The following is an 18,041-nucleotide window of genomic DNA, read 5'->3' as shown; positions in this document are numbered from 1 at the left end:
CCCCTCTGGCGACCCCCGGCCACCGTCGACCCGACACGACCGCTGATGCGCAACACCCACTTCCACCCCGACACCACCGCCCAAACGACCCTGAACCTCACACCACCGACCGAACCCGACCCCATCCCCTTCTGATGACTGCGGACCCGGATCGGCGCGCGAGCACTGTCAGTCACTGGCGGAGGCGTCGTGACGAACACCGCACCTCAGGACAGGTCGAGGATGACGCCCGACGCGGGCAGCGCCGGAAGCCGCCGAAGATCGACCGTGAGGTCTTGCGCGGGAAAGGCTGGCTCCAGGCGAGCCAGAGCGACCGCCGCGCGTTCGATGAGTGCCAGCGTCATGGCCTCGCCGGGGCAACGGTGGCCGGCCCCCGCGTCGCCAGCGCCCTGTGGAACCAGGTTGTCGGCGTTGACGCGGACTCGTTCGAAGCGATCCGGGTCGAAGGCCCGCGGATCCGCCCAGATCCGCGGATCATGATTGGTGCCATAGAGGTCCACCATGGTCCGGGTCCCGGCCGGAAACCGGGCTCCCTCCCATTCGAAGTCGCGCGCCGCGAGCCCCGCGACCGCCGGGAAGAAGGGCGTGGTCCTGCGTACCTCCTCCGCGAAGCGTCTGGCGTCAGAAAGGCCCTCGCCGGCGACGCCGTCCCCGTGGGATGGTGCGGCGACGCTCTTGAGTTCCACGTTGCCGGTTCCACCGGCCTCGGCCAGCATGCGTTTCCAGTGCGGGTGCGCGTCGAGAGCCACAGCGGCGAACGCGATGAAGCGGGAGACAGCGACGATGGGCCTCAGGAGGTTCAGCAACTCGACCGCCGCTGTCGCCTCGTCCAGAAGACCGCCGCTCGGCTCGGCGTGAGTGGCTACGACGTCGACGGGCCACCTGGCACCGTCACGTGCCCTGCCAGATACCCCGTCTGGCGCGTCGGCATCGAGATGCTGGCGTGTGCTGGAGATGACCGACCGCGCCCAAAGCTCTGTGCGGCGCCGGCGAAGTCGGGCAGCCCAATTCGGTGGCCCGATCGACCCGGCGTGCTCCACCATCGAACCGAGTTCGGCAGCGCGCTGGTCCATGACTCGGTCGTCTGCCTGGATCCCCGCCCAGCGAATGGCAGCCCGCCCGAGCAGCCGGACGGCCTCGTCGTGAAACCTGATCCGCCCGGCCGACCGCCAGACGGGAAGTGCCGCGGTGAATTCCTCCTCGAAGAGATCGGCCAAGCGCTCGGCTTCGCCCGGGTGGGCCAACGACGTGAAGAGCAGCTTCCGACGCCGGTGCTCCTCGCCCTCCAGAGTCTGAACGCTCCCACGGTCCTGGAGAAGCAGGACTGCGGAACGCGGCAGCGCACCCGGACGAGGGAACAGACCCGGCGTGTACACCAGGTCGGCGGCTGCCGCTCCGCGCAGGAACAGGGTCTGGCGCCCGAGCAGGCGGCCAGTGAAGGCATCCGTTCCGAGGCGGTCGCAGTGCCACCCGATGAAGGTGTAGCCCCGGGCGAGGAAGGACGGTGCAAGGTCGGGGGCTCGAAGATGTGGGATCACGGCGTCTCCCTCGCATGAGACCGGGCCCCCGTCATGACTTGGCTCCCGTGGTGGCGACGCCCTCGATGAAGTGCCGCTGGCCGATGAAGAACAGGATGATCATCGGCACCGTGGTGATGACGCCCGCCGTGACGATCAGCTCCCAGTGCCAGTTTCCGGCGAAGCCGAACTGGTCCAGCATGGCCTTGAGTCCGCGCGGGATGGTGAACGTGCTCGAGTCCCGGAGGTAGATGAGCGGTCGCATCAGATCGGTCCAGGCGGCCTGTGCCTCGAAGAGGAGGGTCACCACCAGGGCCGGCTTGCAGAGTGGCACCCCGATGCGCGTGAAGATCTGCCAGTCGGTGGCGCCGTCGATCCGCGCTGCCTCGAAGACCTGACGCGGCAGATCCAGGAAGAACTGGCGGATCAGGAAGATGTAGAACGCCGATCCGAACAGGTTCCCCGCCCAGAGTGGCGTCAGCGTGCCGACCTGCCCGAGCGCGTCCCAGATGAGGAACGTCGGGATCATCGTGACGGCACCCGGCAGCATCATCGTGGCGAGGACGAGGAAGAACAGTGCATCCCGGCCCCGGAATCGGTAGTACGAGAACCCCCACGCCACCAGGGCGCTGCTGAAGGTGACCGCGACCGCCGCCAGAACCGTCACGAGGAGCGTATTGCCGATCCAGAGCGCGAGCGGCGCCTCCTGCCAGATGGTGATGTAGTTCTCGATGGTCGGCGACTCGGGGATGAGCTTGTTGTCGAAGACCTCGGAGCGGGGCTTGAGGGACGCGCTCACCAGCCAGATCAAGGGGTAGACGAAGACGACCGTGGCGAGCGTGAGCAGTGCGATGATCAGCCCGCGTCCGAGCCAGCCCTTGCGGTTCGCTCGATAGTCGGCGCGCTCCCTGAGCTTCGTGGCCCTGTCGGCCACCTGCGGATCGGGTACTGCCGCAGGCAGCGTCGTCGTACTATCCACCGTCTTCCCCCTGATAGAAGACCAACCGTCGGCCCACCACCATCTGCACGGCGGTGATGACCATGATGATCAGGAACAGCAGCCAGGCCATCGCCGAGGCGAAGCCCATGTTGAGGAACTCGAAGGCCTGGCGGAACAGGTAGATCACATAGAACAGTGCGGCATCGTTGCTGTACGTATCGTTGCCGGCCCCGAAGTACGCGGTGTAGGCCTCCGTGAAGGACTGCATCCCGGCGATGGTGTTGACGATGACCAGGAAGAAGAGCGTGCTGGAGATCATCGGCAGCGTCACCGACACGAACCGCCGGACGGGGCCGGCGCCGTCCACGCGGGCCGCGTCCAACAGGTCGCGGGGGACGTTGTTCAGCGCCGCGAGCAGGATGATCACCGAGGCGCCCAGCGTCCAGAGGCTCATCAGCACCAGTCCCGGCTTCACCCACGTCGGGTCCGTGGTCCAGGCCGGGCCCGGGATGCCGAAGAACTCCAGCACGTCGTTCACGAGGCCGTTGTGGCCGTTGAACAGCAGCAGCAGCAGGACGCCGACGGCGACGGGCGGCGTCATGTTCGGCAGGTAGAACGCCGTCCGGAAGAAGCCTCGGGCCCGCACTGTCCGGTGCAGGAGGACGGCGAGTCCGAGCGAGAGGATGATGTTGGTCGGCACGGACAGCGCAGCGAACACGAAGGTGTTCTGCAGTGCCATGGCGACCTTGGGGTCCGTGGTCAGCGCCTGATAGTTGTCGAAACCAACGAAGTTGGGGTCTGTCAGGACGTCGTAGTCCGTCAGCGAGAGGTAGCCGCTGTAGATGATCGGCCAGGCCGTGAAGATCAGGAACCCGAGGATCCACGGCGAGATGAACACCAAGGCGTTGCGCACGTGGCGTCGCCGCGCCCGTCGTTGGCCCGGGCGGAGCGACGGTGCGGGGGTGCCGCTGGGGCGGTCCCGCCGCGGCCTCAGCGCGGCGGGACCGGGGATGGAAGCGTCGGTCATGGTCCGTCAGCCCTCGGACCCGGCCTCGCTGTCATCCCACTCGGCCCACGCCTCGTCCAGCGCGGCCTGCGCCTCCTCCTGCGCGGCCGCCAAGGAGTCCTCGGGCGTCTGCTCGCCGGTGAGGACTCGGTTCACGCCGTCCATCCAGGCCTGCTCGAACTCGGCGTCTGCGGGGGTCGCCGGCTGCGAGAAGGAGTTCTCGTTGGCGGTGTAGGAGGCCTCGACGGCCTCGGCCCACGGTCCCGTCAGGGCCTCCGAGGTGTCCACGTACGTGCTGCGGATCTCCTCGTCGGCCTCGCGGTTGCCGGTGAAGAGGCCGGTGAACGGCTTGCCCTCCTCCTCGCGTGCGGACGCCCGTGCCTCTGCGGCGGCCAGCCAGGTGTCGGTCTTCGTCATGGAGGCGAGGAAGCGGCAGGCGGCCGCCGGGTTGCTCCCGCCGGCCGGGATGGCCCACGCAGAGCCGGTGGCGTAGCTCAGCGGCTCCCCTTCCTGGTCCTTGAAGGTCGTGAACGCCATCGGTGCCTCGGGGGAGACGTCGTTGAGGATGTTGACGTACCACTGCTCCATCGGCATCGCACCGAGCGTGTTGGACGCGAACTGGTTGCCCGCACCGAAGAAGTCCGCTGAGTCGCGGAATGCCTTCACGTCCCCGAAACCGCCCTGGGCCTCGTAGATGCCGACGGCGAACTCGAGCGCCTCGACCACCTTCGGGTCGTCGAGCTGCGCGGTGCGTCCGTCCTCCGAGATCAGGTCCGTGCCGTTCGCCTTGGCCCACAGCGGCAGGAACTCGGGGAGCTTCGAATCGAAGCCGATGACGGACAGCTTGCCTCCCTCGGAGCGGGAGAGCTTCTCGTTCGCGGCCGCGACGGCCTCCCAGTCGGAGCCGTCGACGTCGTCCGTGGTCAGGCCCTCCTGCTCGAGGAGGTCTCCGTTGGCCATGATGATCTGGACCTGGTTGAACTCGGGCAGCCCGTAGAGGCTGTCGTTGAAGGTCGCCTGCTCGATCGCCGGCTCACGAAAATCACCGACCTCGACGCCCTCCGCCTCGAGGCACGAGTCGAGCGGGAGGATGGCGTTGCGGGAGGCGAACGTGCCGAGCTGGTTGCGGTTCGCGTAGATGAGGTCGGGGGCCTCGCCCGAGGCGATGGAGGACAGGAACTGCTGGACGTCCAGTTCGCCCTCGATGATGTTCGGGTCGGCGCCCTCGACGGCGTCGATCGCGATATCCGTTCGGGTCCGGGCGATCTCGTCTGCGTCCGGGTTGAAGCCCATGATGCTCAGCTCGCCCTGCATCTCGGCGTCCGCCTCGAAGGACGGGCCCTCGGCGGGCTGATCGGGCTGCGAGCCGGTGGCGCAGGCGCCCATGCCGAGCGCGAGGACTGCGACGGCGGCTGCCGGAGCCAAGCGCCGCCTCCGGGACGGAGCGGAGCGACGGACGGATGCTGATGGCTGGTGCACGGGAGACTCCTTCTAGCCTGGCCCCGAGCGGAGTACGTGAAGAAATCAGACTCCGTCAGGGCGTGATCCTCAACACTGCGCACCGCCCCCAAACCTCGGTGACGGGCATGCCCGCTCAACATAACCTCAACCAACAGTCCTGTCCACAGACCCGGGAAATGATCCCGACTTGTCTCAGGAAAGAAGCGCTTTGATGCGTCAGCGGGTGTCGATAGGACCGGATTAACACCTCTGAAATGGTGGAGTCACCCAGCCGCTCTCGAGGGGGTGGGCACCGGTGGACGGCGGGCCGACGGCCGCGCATGTCATGCCGCCCGGGACCGCGGACTACGGCTATCCCGGGCGCTGACTAGGTCGCCGAGCAGGGAACCGAGCACGGAACACTCGGCGATGCGCGTCGGATCGGTACGGACCCGGCGCGCCAGCCGGAGAGCAGAGGCAAAGCCGCCGTGACCGGTTCGAGGCAGGAGCACGATAAAACGACGGGTCCCCGTTCGCGCCTCGGAAAAACCGGGCGGAGGGCGACCGATCAAGGGTCCGAAAAGACGGCCGGAATCGGGTCGAAGCAAGGCGTGAGAAGCAAGCAGGAAGCAAGAAGCAGATCCGCAGAGAATGAACCGGCCCGGATTTCGGAATGCCCGGGAGCAAAAGTGCCCCCGCCGGTGGTAGATGGCGGCGTACCGGCGTATGGCATACCGGCGTACGGCGCGCCGGAGCCCGCCCATGGCGGACTCCGGCGCATCGCGGAGATGCCTGACCCTTGCTCAGACGACGGTGAAGCCGCCGTCCACCTTCAGGTCGGCGCCGTTGACCATGGCGGCCTCCGTCGATGCCAGGAAGACGGCCGCTGCTGCGATCTCCTCCGGCTCCGCGAAGCGGCGCGCCGGGATCTGCGCCTTGTGCGCCTCGCCGTGCGGACCCTCCCAGGCCTTCCGCCCGAGGTCGGTCATCACCACGGTGGGCGAGATGGTGTTGGCCGTGACTCCGTCGGGGCCCAGCTCGCGCGCCAGCGTGCTGGTGAGCCCGAAGAGGCCCGACTTCGACGCGCTGTAGGCCGCGTGGTGCTCGAGCGCGACGTGCGCGGCCTGCGACGCGATGTTGATGATCCGGCCGTACCCGGCTCGCCGCATGTGGGATGCAGCCGCGCGGCAGACGGCGAAGGTACCCGTCAGGTTCACCCCGAGCACCAGGTCCCAGTGGGCGTCGGGGACGCTGTCCACGGGGTCCAGCGCGGCCACGCCGGCGGAGTTCACGACGACGTCGATCCGTCCGTGCCGCGCCACGACCTCGTCCAGCGCGGCCGTGACTGCGGGCCGGTCCGTCACGTCCAGGAGCAGCGTCTCCACGGTCCGGCCGTGACGCCCGACGTCCTGGGCCACGGCGTCGAGCCGGGCCTCGTTGAGGTCGGCCAGAACGACGTCGGCCCCCTGGCGGGCGAGGCCGTGGGCGATGGCCTCGCCCAGGCCGGAGGCCCCGCCGGTGACGAGGGCCAGCCGTCCGGTCAAGTCGAACATGCCTGCGCTCATGGTCAGTACCCCGTTGTCTCGTACTCGGTGATGGCGTTGACCTTGTCCTGCGAGGGGCTCGCCGGGTCGAACTCGTGCCCGAGCCATTCCTTGACGAGCTTCCGCGCGAGCTCCCGGCCGATGACGCGCTCGCCGAGGCAGAGCACCTGCGCGTTGTTGGACTTGACGGCGCGTTCCACCGAGTAGGAGTCGTGGGCGGTGACCGCTCTGATCCCCGGGACCTTGTTGGCGGAGATGGCCACGCCGAGGCCGGTCCCGCAGATCAACAGGGCGCGGTCGGCCTTGCCCTCGGAGATCAGCCGGGCCGCCTCGAAGGCGATGCGCGGGTACGGGGTGTGCCCGTGGGCATCGACGCCGACGTCGGTCACCGAGGCGACGCGCGCGTCGTCCGCCAGGTCCTCGATCAGGGTCTGCTTGTACGTGTATCCGGCGTCGTCGGACCCGACGACGAGCCGGAACCGGGGCGTGCTGGGGGAGTTCATGGTCGTCTCTCTCACTTCTTCACGGGTGCGCTGGTCGCGAGACGGCCCGCCAGCCGGTCCAGGATCATCGCCATGGAGACGGCGCCGGCGTCGGGGGTTCCGAGGCTCTTCTCGGCGAGCGGGCGCGCGCGTCCGACGGCGGGCCGGAGGTCTCTGGTCGCCTCGGCGGCGCGGTCCGCCTCGGCGGCGGCAGTCCTCCACGCCTCGGCCAGGGGCTCCCCGGAGCCGACGCGCCCGGTGAGGGACTCGACGAACGGCACGAGTGCGTCGAGCAGGGTCTTGTCTCCCACGCGGGCCTTGCCGAGCTGCTGCATCGAGTCGAGGAATGCCCGGACGGCGCCCACGGCGTCGTCCTGCGTGTACGCATCGGCCGAGTCGTCTAGCGTGGCGGCGGCGGCCTCCAGGGCGGCGCCCCAGAGCACGCCGGACGTGCCGCCGGCGTCGTCGGCCCAGGCCCGTCCGGCGGCGCGGAGGACCGTGGCGGGGCCAGCGTGCGCGGGAAGACGGTCGACGGCGGTCGCGGCGGCCTCGATGCCGCAGAGCATGCCGCGCCCGTGGTCCCCGTCGCCGGCCACCGCGTCGATCCGGCCGAGCTCCTCGTTCTTCTCCGCGAGGAGCACCGCGATGTCGGAGACCGCTGCGCGGACCGCCTGAGCGGTGCGCTGGGCTGCGGCGCTGGCCGGGGCGGTCTCGGGCTCCGCCGCGGCCGGGGCGACGGCTGCGCGCTCGCGCGTCTCGGCCGGCAAGGCTGCGGCCACGCGCCGGAAGGCCGGGGTGTAGGCGTCGGCGGTCCACCAGCGCTCGAGCTCCTCGTCGAGCCACATCAGGGTCAGGGAGCAGCCGCCCATGTCGAGGCTGGTGACCAGCTCGCCGACCTCGGGCTGGACGACGTCGTACCCGCGCTCGGCGAGGAGCGCGGAGACGCGGTTCCAGACGAGGAAGAGCTCCTCGTACTTCGTGGTCCCGAGCCCGTTGAGGATGGCCGCGACGCGTTTGCCGTAGCTGGCCGGGGCCTCGGCGAGGACCCTCTCGACGAAGAGATGGGCCAGGTCGTCGGCGCTCATGAGCGGGACGTCCTCGATCCCGGGCTCGCCGTGGATGCCGAGGCCCAGTCCCAGGTGTCCCTCCGGAACCTCGAAGAGCGGCTGCTCCGCTCCGGGCATGGTGCAGCCGGAGAAAGCGACGCCGAGGGTGCGGGTCGCCGCGTTCGCCTTGTTGCCGGCGGCCTCGACCGCATCGAGGTCCAGGCCCTCGGAGGCCGCGGCCCCGAGGACCTTGAAGACTGTGAAGTCGCCGGCGATGCCGCGCCGCTGGGCGGGCTCCTCGGCGGACGCGATGTCATCCGTGACGACGACGCAGCGGGCCTCGATGCCCTCCGCCGCGAGGCGCTGGACGGCGAGGGCGAAGTTCATGTTGTCGCCGGCGTAGTTGCCGAAGCTGAACACGACGCCGCGGCCGTTCTCCGCCGCCTTGGCGACGGAGCAGGCCCGGCTCGCGGAGGGCGAGGTGAAGATGTTGCCCACCACCGCCCCGGTCGCCAGCCCCGGGCCGACGAGTCCGGAGAACGCCGGATAGTGTCCGGAGCCGCCGCCGACGATCACGCCGACCTGCGGGGTGGGCTGGGGGGCCGCGGAGACGACGCCGCCGTCGACGCCCACCAGCCGGTCGCCGTAGACGTCGAGGAAGCCGGCGAGCTGGTCTTCCATGAATCGTGCTGGGTCGTTGAAGAGAGTGGTCACTGGTCGGCGCTCCTAGCGGGGGTCTTCTGGGTGTGCTGTGCGGCCAGGTCGGCTTCCTCGACCGTTTCCTCGCCCGCGGCGGGGAGGCGGGTGCGTCCGAAGAGCCGGCCGTACTTCTCCTTCTCCGCGTCCTCGGGGACCTCGAGGTGGCGGATCATGAGGAACGCGCAGGCGTACAGCGCCACGAACGTCCAGACGACGGCGGAGTTCCGCGTGAAGTCGTCCACGCCGATCGCGGCCGAGATGTTGAAGACGACGGCGACGACGGCGGAGCCGAGGAACGTCGCGCCGCCCGCAGCGGTGGTGTACATGGCCATGGCGGCCCCGCGGTGGTCGGGTGCCAGCGCCGGCATGATGGCGCCCATCGGGACGAACCCGGCCAGCAGGCAGCCGAAGATGCAGCCCGCGATCACGGAGACGATGTATCCCCAGGTGGATCCGGCGGGGACCATGTGGGGGACGTACCACCAGAGCAGCAGGCCGATCGCGGATCCGGTGATGCCGAACCACTTGACCGTGCGCCGCCAGCCCCAGCGGTCGCCGACGGCGCCGAACACGGCGTTCACGAGGATGTTGGTCGCGTACACGGCCACCGTCATGGCGAGCCAGCGGGACTGGCCCCACTCCAGCGTGGTGGAGATGACGGCTGGCAGCACGATGAACATGCCGAACTGCGGCGCCGTGTTGATCAGGCGGATGAGGAAGCCCATGGCGACGCGCCGGTTGGTGAACGTCAGTCGGAGCCCGGCCGTCAGGACCTGCGAGGCGGTCTCGCCCTCGGGGGCCAGTCGCCGCGAGCCGCGCGGGTCGCGGATGCCGAAGTGGGCGACGAGGAATCCGACGACGACGAGGGCGCCGGCGAGCCACATGGCACCGGTCTCGCCGACCGTGCCGCCGCCGAAGGCGGGGATGGCGCCGATGGCGACGAGGGAGCCGAGGGTGGGCAGGCCACCGGTGTACATCACGTAGAACCAGCCGATGGCGGTGGAGTTCCGCTGGATCGGGGCCGTGACGTTCACCCAGACGAGGAACGCGAAGGCGAACATCGGGAATCCGAAGCCGCGCAGGAAGTAGGTCGCGGCCGCCATCTCGACGCTGCCCGCGGACAGTGCCACGAGGAAGAGCGCGTGGAAGACGACGAAGACCACGGCGCCGGCCGCCATGATCCGGCGGGGGCCGAAGAGGTCGGACAGGGAGCCGCCGAGGTAGGAGGCGACGAGCACGGCGATCGAGTGCCCGGTGATGATGGCGGAGACGGTGGCCTCCGGCGAGCCGAGGACGTCGACCATGTGCGGGGTGAGGATGTTGGACTCCACCCCGACGCCGGTCATGACCAGCAGCAGCCCGAGGAACCCGAACTTGAGCATGCCGGGCATCCCCAGCTTGTCGATGCGGGACTCGGAGGCGTGCCCGTAGGGCAGCGGCCCGGAGACGGTGGCACTCATGCGGTCTCGCCCTCCTGGTAGTTGTTCGCGGAGCCGGCCGGGACCGGGCCGTTGGGCAGGATGGACACCTTCACGGACGCGCCGGACGAGTCGGCGACCATGTCGAGCGCGTCCTGGAAGCGCTCCAGCGGGAACTGGTGGGTGCAGATGCGCTCCATCGGGAGCTTGGCGTCCTCGATGAGCTTGATGGCGGCGGGCCAGCAGTGCGGTCCGAGGTGCGCGCCGAGCACGTCGAGCTCCTTGTCGTCGGAGATGATCGACCAGTCCACGGCGGCCTTGTCCTTGAAGACGGAGTACTCGACGAACCGGCCGAGCTTCCGGAGCAGGTTCAGGCCCTGCCCGACGGCCGAGGGGTGGCCGGTGGCCTCGATGTAGACGTCGGCGCCATAGCCGCCGGTGAGCTCCTTGACGGCGGCGACGGCGTCGGTCTGCGCGATGTTGATGACCACATCGGCACCGCACGCCTCGGCGAGCTCGAGCTTCTCGTCGACCATGTCGAGCGCGATGATCCGCAGCGGGTTCTTCTGCCGCGCACCGGCGATGGCCGAGAGGCCGATCGGGCCGGCGCCGGCGACCACCACGGTGTCCTCGAACTGGATCGAGGCGCGTTCCACGGCGTGCATGGCGCAGGAGAGCGGTTCGGAGAAGGCCGCGAAGTGCCCGGGCAGGTCGTTGGCGACCGGGTGGGTGAGCGCGCGCTCGGGGACCAGGACGTACTCGGCCATGGCGCCGTCGAAGCCCTTGAACCCGAACATGTCGTGGGGCTCGCACATCCAGTAGATGCCGCGCTTGCAGTAGAAGCACTCGCGGCAGGGCACGATCTGCTCGCAGGCGAGCCGGTCGCCGAGCGCGACGCCCCGGGTCTCGAGCGCGCCCGATCCGGCGGCGACCACGGTGCCGACGAACTCGTGGCCCGCGACGCGGTCGCGTTCGGCCCAGGCGGGCTTGTGCTCGCCGCCCCAGAACTTCTCGGCGCCGTGGTAGCACTTCAGATCGGAGGCGCAGACCCCGACGGCGTCGGTGCGCAGGAGCAGCTCCCCCGGGCCCGGTGCGGGCACGGGGCGTTCCTCCAGGCGGTAGTCCTCCGGTCCGTGGACGACGACGGCGCGCATGGTCTGCGGCAGGCTCGCCCCGGTGGGCTGGGACTCAGTGGGCTGGGACTCGGTGGGCTGGGGCCCGGTGGGCTGGGACTCGGGGCAGATGGCTGTAGTGCTCATGAAACGGAACTCCTCAACTCTGAGCTGGTCGCGGCCGGGCCACGGGGCGGGGGCGCGGTGGTCTGCTCCGCAGCACGACTCGTGTCGGCCATCACGTGGGGCAGGTCACTCGTTCCATGGTAGCCATTCGTGAACATACGTCAAGCACATATGTTCACGCCGTACGATGGGGCGAGATGCAGGCGATGGATGGCCGGTAGGATGGCCGCGGAGGCGAGACGTGACCGAAATCCCAGCGCTGTCGGGCCAGCGAGACCAAGCCGAGAACCCGGGCCGGGGCGAGCTCGAGCGCCTCTACCGGGCTGCACAGATGTACTACGAGCAGGGCGCCACCCAGGCTGAGGTCGCCGAGCAGCTGCAGGTCTCGCGCCCGTCGATCAGCCGCATGCTCGGCGAGGCGCGGCGCCTCGGGATCGTGGAGATCCGCGTGCACCGGCCGACCGCCGCGGGCAGCGACGACCTGCGCAGCCAGCTCGCCGAGGCGCTGGGTCTCGAGGCCGTCTACTTGGCCCCGGGCGACCAGTCCGGGCGGGTCGGCCCCGGCCTGGGCGCCGTCGTGCGCCAGGCCCTGGCCGACTGCCACCTGCGTTCCGGCGACGTACTCCTGGTCGCCTCCGGCGAGACCACGTACGCACTCGCGCAGCAGCGGCTCGGCGACCTGGGCGGCGTCGTCATCGCCCCTACCGTGGGCGGCCAGGCGGAGCCCGATGCGTGGCACCAGACCAACGAGGTGGTGCGGGCCTTCGCCGCCTCATCGGGCGGCTACCCGCACTACCTCTTCGCGCCCTCCATGCCTTCGCCCGCGCTGCATGCGGCGCTGCAGGACGACCCCGGCTTCCAGCAGATCGTCGAGGACTGGAACTCGGCGCGCGTCGCGCTCGTGGGCGTCGGCGCTCCCGCCCTGTCGCGCAAGTCGATCGCGCGGTCGGTGCCCCGGGACCATCCCAGCCTCGCCCGGTCCGTCGGCGACGTGTGCCTGGCGTTCTTCGACAAGGACGGGACGGAGGTGACCTTTCCGGGCAGCGAGCGCATGGTCCGCATCCCCGGGCAGACACTCCGTGCGGTGCCGATCCGCATCGCCGCGGCGATCGGGGAGAACAAGGCGCCGAGCATCCGGGCCGGTGCCCGGGCAGGCTGGTTCAACCGACTGATCACCGACGAGGCCACCGCCCGGGCCCTGCTGCGGGACGCGTAGCGCGGCTGCGGGACTCCTAGCGCGGAGCGTCCGCCGTCTTGGACAGTCATGGACGCGGCTAGCCATTCGCTGACAATTCGCTGAAGCCTCCGGGCCCGGAGCCACCTGCATGCTTGACTGGCCTCGGCCGGCGTCGGACCCGTTCCTCCGCCGGCTCGAGACCACCAGCGAGACGACCATCGAGACCTCGGGGAGCGACGATGAGAGCACTGACCTGGCAGGGCAAGCGGAGCATCGGGTACGAGGAGGTGCCGGACCCGCGCATCCAGCAGCCGACCGACGTCGTGATCAGGGTGACCTCCACGGCGATCTGCGGTTCCGACCTCCACCTCTACGAACTGCTCGGCCCCTATCTGGAGGCGGGCGACATCCTCGGCCACGAGACGATGGGCATCGTGGAGGAGGTCGGCGGCGAGGTCGGCTCACTGCGGCCGGGCGACCGGGTCGTGGTGCCGTTCAACATCGCCTGCGGGCAGTGCTGGATGTGTCGGCGCGGCCTGCAGTCCCAGTGCGAGACGACCCAGGTCACGGCCAAGGGCAGCGGCGCGGCCATCTACGGCTACTCCTCGCTCTACGGCAGCGTCCCCGGCGGGCAGGCCGAGTACCTGCGCGTCCCGTTCGGCGACTACTCCTGCGTCAAGGTGGGGCACGACCTGCCGGACCACCGGTACCTCTTCCTCTCCGACATCCTGCCGACCGCCTGGCAGGGTGTCGAGTACGCCGCCGTGCCCGACGGCGGGACGCTCGCCGTCTTCGGGCTGGGCCCGGTCGGCCAGCTCGCGGCGCGGATCGGCCGCCATCGCGGCTACCGCGTCATCGGCGTGGACCCGGTGCCGGAGCGCCGGGCCATGGCCGAGCGCCACGGCGTCGAGGTCCTGGAGCTGGACCGGCACGTCCCCTCCCGGCTGCGGAACATGACCGGCCGCGGGCCGGACGGGGTCGTCGACGCCGTGGGGATGGAGGCCCACGGGACGGGGCTGCTCGGCGACGGGCCGGCGTCGTTCCTCCAGCAGGCCACCGGGCTCCTCCCGGACAGGGCCGCGCAGAAGGTCATGGAGACCGCCGCCGTGGACCGCACATCGGTGCTGCACGCAGCCATCGACGCGGTCCGCCGCGGCGGGACGGTCTCCCTCAGCGGGGTCTACAGCGGGCAGGCGACACCGATGCCGATGCTGAAGCTCTTCGACAAGCAGATCCAGCTGCGCATGGGCCAGTGCAACGTCAGGTCCTGGACGGACCGGCTGCTGCCCCTGACCGAGGACCCGGCCGACCCGCTGGGCCTGGACGATCTGGTGACCCATCGGGCGCCGCTCTCCGAGGGGCCCGGCCTCTACTCGACCTTCCAGAAGAAGGAGGACGGCTGCGTGAAGGTTGTCCTGACGCCGTAGCGTTCCGGGCCCCGAGGCGCGCTGGGCTCGGTCGCGCTGGGTTCGGTCGCGCTGGTCTCGACCGACCCGGACTCGGTCGCGCGGGGTTCAGTTGACCTGGTCGGGGTGCGACCCGCTGCGGAAGCCGCGGTCCAGGCCGCGGATCGCCTCCAGCGCGCCGTCGTCCAGCTCCAGGCCGAACACGTCGGCGTTCTCGGCCATCCGCTCGGGGGTGCTCGCCTTCGGGAAGATGATCGTGCCCTCCTGGAGGTGCCAGCGGAGGACCAGCTGCGCCACGGAGACGCCGTGGTCCGCTGCGAGGCGCGCCAGTTCGGGATCGTCGAGCAGGCGGCCGCGGGCGAGTGGCGACCAAGCCTCGGTGGCGATGCCCAGCTCCTCGTGGACCGCGCGGAGCTCCCGCTGCTGCAGCCACGGGTGCAGCTCCACCTGGTTCACGGCCGGCAGCACGTCTGCGTGGTCGAGCAGGGTCCGCAGGTGGTCCGGCTGGAAGTTGCTCACGCCGATGGCCCGGACCAGCCCGTCCTGCAGGAGGCGCTCCAGGGCCCGGTACGTCTCGACGAAGAGGCCGCGCTCGGGGCACGGCCAGTGGATGAGATAGAGGTCCAGATACTCCAGCCCCAGGTCGGCCCGGGTCCGCTCGAAGGCGCGCAGCGTCGACTCGTACCCCTGCTCGCTGTTCCACACCTTCGACGTTACGAAGAGGTCCTCGCGGGCCGGGCTGTGCTCCGACTCGTCCGCGATCGCCGCGCCGATGGCCCGTCCCACGCCGGCCTCGTTGCCGTACAACGCGGCACCGTCCAGGTGGCGGTATCCGGCGCGCAGCGCGTGGCCGACCAGCTCCTCCGCTTCCTCGACCTTGTACAGGCCGTAACCGAGTTGCGGTATCGCCACACCGTCCGCGAGCGGGACGAGGGGCGCGGGCAGGGGCTGCTTGTACGCCGAGTTAGCCATGCCCCGATCGTAGCCGGAGACACCACGACGGCGGGGCCGTCACCCTCCGCTGCAGGGTGACGGCCCCGCCGTCGTGCGGGGTCCGGGGGCCTAGCCGAAGTACTTCGGCAGCGTGCCCTCGTGCGCCTCGCGGAGCTCGTCGATCGTGGCCGTGAAGTGGCCCTGGACCTCGAGCGCGCCGGACTGGGCGTCGACGACGCCGAGCCGGGTCACGGCGTAGCCGCGCGCGCCGACCATGTCGTTGAAGCGGACCTCCTCGGACCGCGGGACCGCGACGACGGCGCGGGCCTGCGACTCGGAGAACAGGGCCGTGAAGGCGTCGATCCCGTCGCGCTCGCAGAGATCGTCCAACGCCACGCGCGCGCCGACGCCGTAGCGCAGCACCATCTCGTTCAGCGTCGCCGCGAGGCCGCCTTCGGAGAGATCGTGGGCGGCGTCGATCATGCCGTCGCGCGACGCGTTGATCAGGAGCTCGCCGAGCAGGCGCTCCTTGGCGAGGTCGACCTTCGGGGGCAGGCCGCCGAGGTGGCCGCGGAGGTTCGCGAACTCGGAGCCGTCCAGCTCGTCGGCGGTCTCGCCGAGCAGGTAGATCGCCTGCCCGTCGGCCTCCGGGCGCCAGCCCGACGGCGTACGGCGGGCGACGTCGTCGAACTTGCCGAGCGTGGCCACCACCGGGGTCGGGTGGATGGCCCGGTCGCCGGTCTGGTTGTAGAGCGAGACGTTGCCGCCCGTGACCGGCACGCCCAGCTCCATGCAGGCGTCCGAGAGGCCTCGGATGCCCTCGGCCAGCTGCCACATGACATCGGAGTCCTCGGGGGAGCCGTAGTTGAGGCAGTCGGAGACCGCCGCGGGCACGGCACCGGAGGTGGCGACGTTGCGGTAGGACTCGGCGAGGGCGAGCTGCGCCCCGACGTACGGATCCAGGTAGGCGTAGCGGCCGTTGGCGTCCGTCGCGATGGCGACGCCGAGCCCGGTCTCCTCGTCGACGCGGACCACGCCGGAGTCGTCGGGGGAGGACAGGGCCGTGTTGCCTCCGACGTAGCGGTCGTACTGGTCGGTGATCCAGTTCTTGCTGCACATGTTCGGGCTGGCGATCAGCTCGAGCACGGCCGCCTTCAACTCGTCGCCGGTGGACGGCAGCACGGCCGCGTTCACCGAGCCGCGGAACGTGTCCCGCTGGAGGGCGTCCTGCCACTCCGGGCGGGCGTACGGGCGGTCGTAGACCGGCCCGTCGTGCGCGACGGTCTTGGGGTCGACGTCGACGATGACCTCGCCGTTCCACGTGATGATCAGCCGGTCGTCGTCGGTGACCTCGCCCAGCCAGGAGTACTCGACGCCCCACTTGGCCATGACGGCCTCGAACGCGGCGACGTTCTCCGGCGTCACGACGGCCATCATGCGCTCCTGCGACTCGGACATGAGGATCTCGCCCGGGGTCAGGGTGGGGTCGCGCAGCAGCACGTCGGTCAGCTCCACGCGCATGCCGCCGTCGCCGTTGGACGCCAGCTCGGACGTCGCGCAGGAGATGCCGGCGGCGCCGAGGTCCTGGATGCCCTCGACCAGGGAGTTCTTGAACAGCTCGAGGCAGCACTCGATGAGCACCTTCTCGGCGAACGGGTCGCCGACCTGCACGGCGGGGCGCTTCGAGGGCTTGGTGTCGTCGAACGACTCGGAGGCCAGCACGGAGGCGCCGCCAATGCCGTCGCCGCCCGTGCGGGCGCCGAACAGGACCACCTTGTTGCCGACGCCGGAGGCGTTGGCCAGGCGGAGGTCCTCGTGGCGGAGGGTGCCGACCGCGAGGGCGTTGACCAGCGGGTTGCCCTGGTAGATCGGGTCGAACACGGTCTCGCCGCCGATGTTCGGCAGGCCGAGCGAGTTGCCGTAGCCGCCGATGCCGGAGACCACGCCGTGCACCACGCGCTGGGAGTCCGGGTGGTCGATGGCGCCGAAGCGCAGCGGGTCCATCACGGCCACCGGGCGGGCGCCCATGGAGATGATGTCGCGGACGATGCCGCCGATGCCGGTCGCGGCGCCCTGGTAGGGCTCCACGAAGGACGGCGAGTTGTGGGACTCGATCTTGAAGGTCACGGCCCAGCCGTCGCCCAGGTCGGTGACGCCGGCGTTCTCGCCGATGCCGACCATGAGGTCCTTCTTCATCTCGTCCGTGACCTTCTGGCCGAACTGGCGCAGGTGGTTCTTGGTGGACTTGTAGGAGCAGTGCTCGCTCCACATCACCGAGTACATCGCCAGTTCGGCGGCCGTCGGGCGGCGGCCGAGGATCTTGACGATCTCCTCGAACTCGTTCTGCTTCAGGCCGAGCTCGGCCCAGGGCAGCTCCACGTCGGGGGACGCGGTCGCGTTGTCGACCGTGTCGATGTTGAATTCCTTCTCGGCGACTTCGGCGCTCACTTGGTGCCTCCAACAAGCTGGGTCAGGACGGAGGTGAAGAAGCCCAGACCGTCGGTTCCGGTGTGGTCGGGTCCGTAGCCCGCCTCGACGGCGTGCTCGGGGTGCGGCATGAGTCCGACGACGTTGCCCGCCGCGTTGGAGATGCCAGCGATGTCGCGGCGCGAGCCGTTCGGGTTCCAGCCGACGTAGCGGAACACCACGCGGCCCTCGGCCTCGAGCTCGTCCAGCACTTTCTCGTCGGCGACGTACTGCCCGTCCTGGTTCTTCAGCGGGATGCTGATCTCCTGGCCGGAGGCGAACTGGTTGGTCCACGCGGTCGTGTTGTTCTCGACCCGCAGGATCTGGTCGCGGCAGACGAACTTCAGGTGGTCGTTCTTCACCATGGAGCCCGGCAGCAGGTGCGCCTCGGTGAGGATCTGGAAGCCGTTGCAGATGCCCAGGACGGGCAGGCGGGCGTCCGAGGTGGCGGCGTCGATGATGCGGCCCATCATCGGGGCGAAGCGGGCGATCGCGCCGGCGCGCAGGTAGTCGCCGTAGGAGAATCCGCCCGGGATGACGACGGCGTCGACGCCCTGCAGGTCCTCGTCGGCGTGCCACAGGGCCACGGCCTCGCCGCCGGCCATGCGCACACCGCGCGCGGCGTCCCGGTCGTCGAGGGTGCCGGGGAAGGTCACGACGCCGATGCGGGCGCCGGAGAGTTCGGTGGTCGGCGTCGCGTAGTCGCCGATCAGGGGGAGGTCCGTCATC

Annotated in this window: 14 protein-coding genes; 2 read left to right on the top strand and 12 right to left on the bottom strand. The window is 70.1% G+C overall.

Annotated features, from left to right (window positions below):
* Positions 1-206: 206 nt before the first annotated feature.
* The 9 genes from ABD784_RS14310 to ABD784_RS14270 form a co-directional block, all read right to left on the bottom strand.
* Positions 207-1,538, bottom strand: a complete 1,332-nt coding sequence (locus ABD784_RS14310; protein ID WP_344886194.1) for a cytochrome P450 — start codon at positions 1,536-1,538, stop codon at positions 207-209.
* A 31-nt stretch (positions 1,539-1,569) separates the two neighbouring features.
* Positions 1,570-2,451 (bottom strand): carbohydrate ABC transporter permease, encoded by an 882-nt coding sequence (locus ABD784_RS14305; protein WP_344886191.1) that lies wholly within the window; start codon positions 2,449-2,451, stop codon positions 1,570-1,572.
* Positions 2,452-2,488: 37 nt separating this feature from the next.
* Positions 2,489-3,484: a carbohydrate ABC transporter permease gene (locus tag ABD784_RS14300; RefSeq protein ID WP_344886188.1), complete on the bottom strand. Its 996-nt coding sequence runs from the start codon at positions 3,482-3,484 to the stop codon at positions 2,489-2,491.
* 6 nt (positions 3,485-3,490) lie between these two features.
* Entirely contained in the window at positions 3,491-4,888 is a 1,398-nt protein-coding gene (locus tag ABD784_RS14295; RefSeq protein WP_344886185.1) for an ABC transporter substrate-binding protein, read from the bottom strand.
* Between the two features lie 818 nt (positions 4,889-5,706).
* On the bottom strand, positions 5,707-6,456 hold the full coding sequence (locus ABD784_RS14290; protein WP_344886182.1) for a GolD/DthD family dehydrogenase: 750 nt from the start codon (positions 6,454-6,456) through the stop codon (positions 5,707-5,709).
* A gap of 14 nt (positions 6,457-6,470) precedes the next feature.
* A complete protein-coding gene (locus ABD784_RS14285; protein WP_344886179.1) occupies positions 6,471-6,950 on the bottom strand; it encodes a ribose-5-phosphate isomerase in 480 nt (159 codons plus the stop codon).
* Positions 6,951-6,961: 11 nt separating this feature from the next.
* Positions 6,962-8,689 (bottom strand): dihydroxyacetone kinase family protein, encoded by a 1,728-nt coding sequence (locus ABD784_RS14280; RefSeq protein WP_344886176.1) that lies wholly within the window; start codon positions 8,687-8,689, stop codon positions 6,962-6,964.
* Positions 8,686-10,134, bottom strand: coding sequence for an RbtT/DalT/CsbX family MFS transporter (locus tag ABD784_RS14275; RefSeq protein WP_344886173.1), 1,449 nt, complete (start codon positions 10,132-10,134; stop codon positions 8,686-8,688). Before ABD784_RS14275 ends, ABD784_RS14280 begins: the two co-directional genes overlap by 4 nt.
* Entirely contained in the window at positions 10,131-11,351 is a 1,221-nt protein-coding gene (locus ABD784_RS14270) for a zinc-binding dehydrogenase (RefSeq protein WP_344886170.1), read from the bottom strand. Before ABD784_RS14270 ends, ABD784_RS14275 begins: the two co-directional genes overlap by 4 nt.
* Before the next feature lie 220 nt (positions 11,352-11,571).
* Here ABD784_RS14270 and ABD784_RS14265 point away from each other — a divergent pair, with 220 nt between their 5' ends.
* Positions 11,572-12,546, top strand: a complete 975-nt coding sequence (locus ABD784_RS14265; RefSeq protein ID WP_344886167.1) for a sugar-binding transcriptional regulator — start codon at positions 11,572-11,574, stop codon at positions 12,544-12,546.
* A gap of 200 nt (positions 12,547-12,746) precedes the next feature.
* Positions 12,747-13,934, top strand: coding sequence for a zinc-dependent alcohol dehydrogenase (locus ABD784_RS14260; protein WP_344886165.1), 1,188 nt, complete (start codon positions 12,747-12,749; stop codon positions 13,932-13,934).
* A gap of 87 nt (positions 13,935-14,021) precedes the next feature.
* On the opposite strand, the gene ABD784_RS14255 is transcribed toward ABD784_RS14260, so the two are convergent.
* The 3 genes from ABD784_RS14255 to purQ form a co-directional block, all read right to left on the bottom strand.
* The gene (locus ABD784_RS14255) at positions 14,022-14,885 is read right to left on the bottom strand and encodes an aldo/keto reductase (protein ID WP_344886162.1); all 864 of its coding nucleotides are present in this window, start codon (positions 14,883-14,885) and stop codon (positions 14,022-14,024) included.
* Positions 14,886-14,975: 90 nt separating this feature from the next.
* Positions 14,976-17,294 carry a phosphoribosylformylglycinamidine synthase subunit PurL gene (gene purL / locus ABD784_RS14250; protein WP_344886159.1) on the bottom strand — a complete coding sequence of 773 codons (2,319 nt, stop codon included), beginning with the start codon at positions 17,292-17,294 and terminating at the stop codon, positions 14,976-14,978.
* A complete protein-coding gene (gene purQ / locus ABD784_RS14245; protein ID WP_344886156.1) occupies positions 17,291-18,040 on the bottom strand; it encodes a phosphoribosylformylglycinamidine synthase subunit PurQ in 750 nt (249 codons plus the stop codon). The genes purL and purQ overlap by 4 nt, the downstream gene beginning before the upstream one ends.
* Position 18,041: the final 1 nt, after the last annotated feature.

It is taken from the genome of Zhihengliuella alba, from assembly GCF_039538765.1.
GTDB classification, from domain to species: Bacteria; Actinomycetota; Actinomycetes; order Actinomycetales; family Micrococcaceae; genus Zhihengliuella; species Zhihengliuella alba.
The sequence above is the reverse complement of the archived record's forward strand: the minus strand, read 5'-3'. Positions and strand labels throughout refer to the sequence as shown.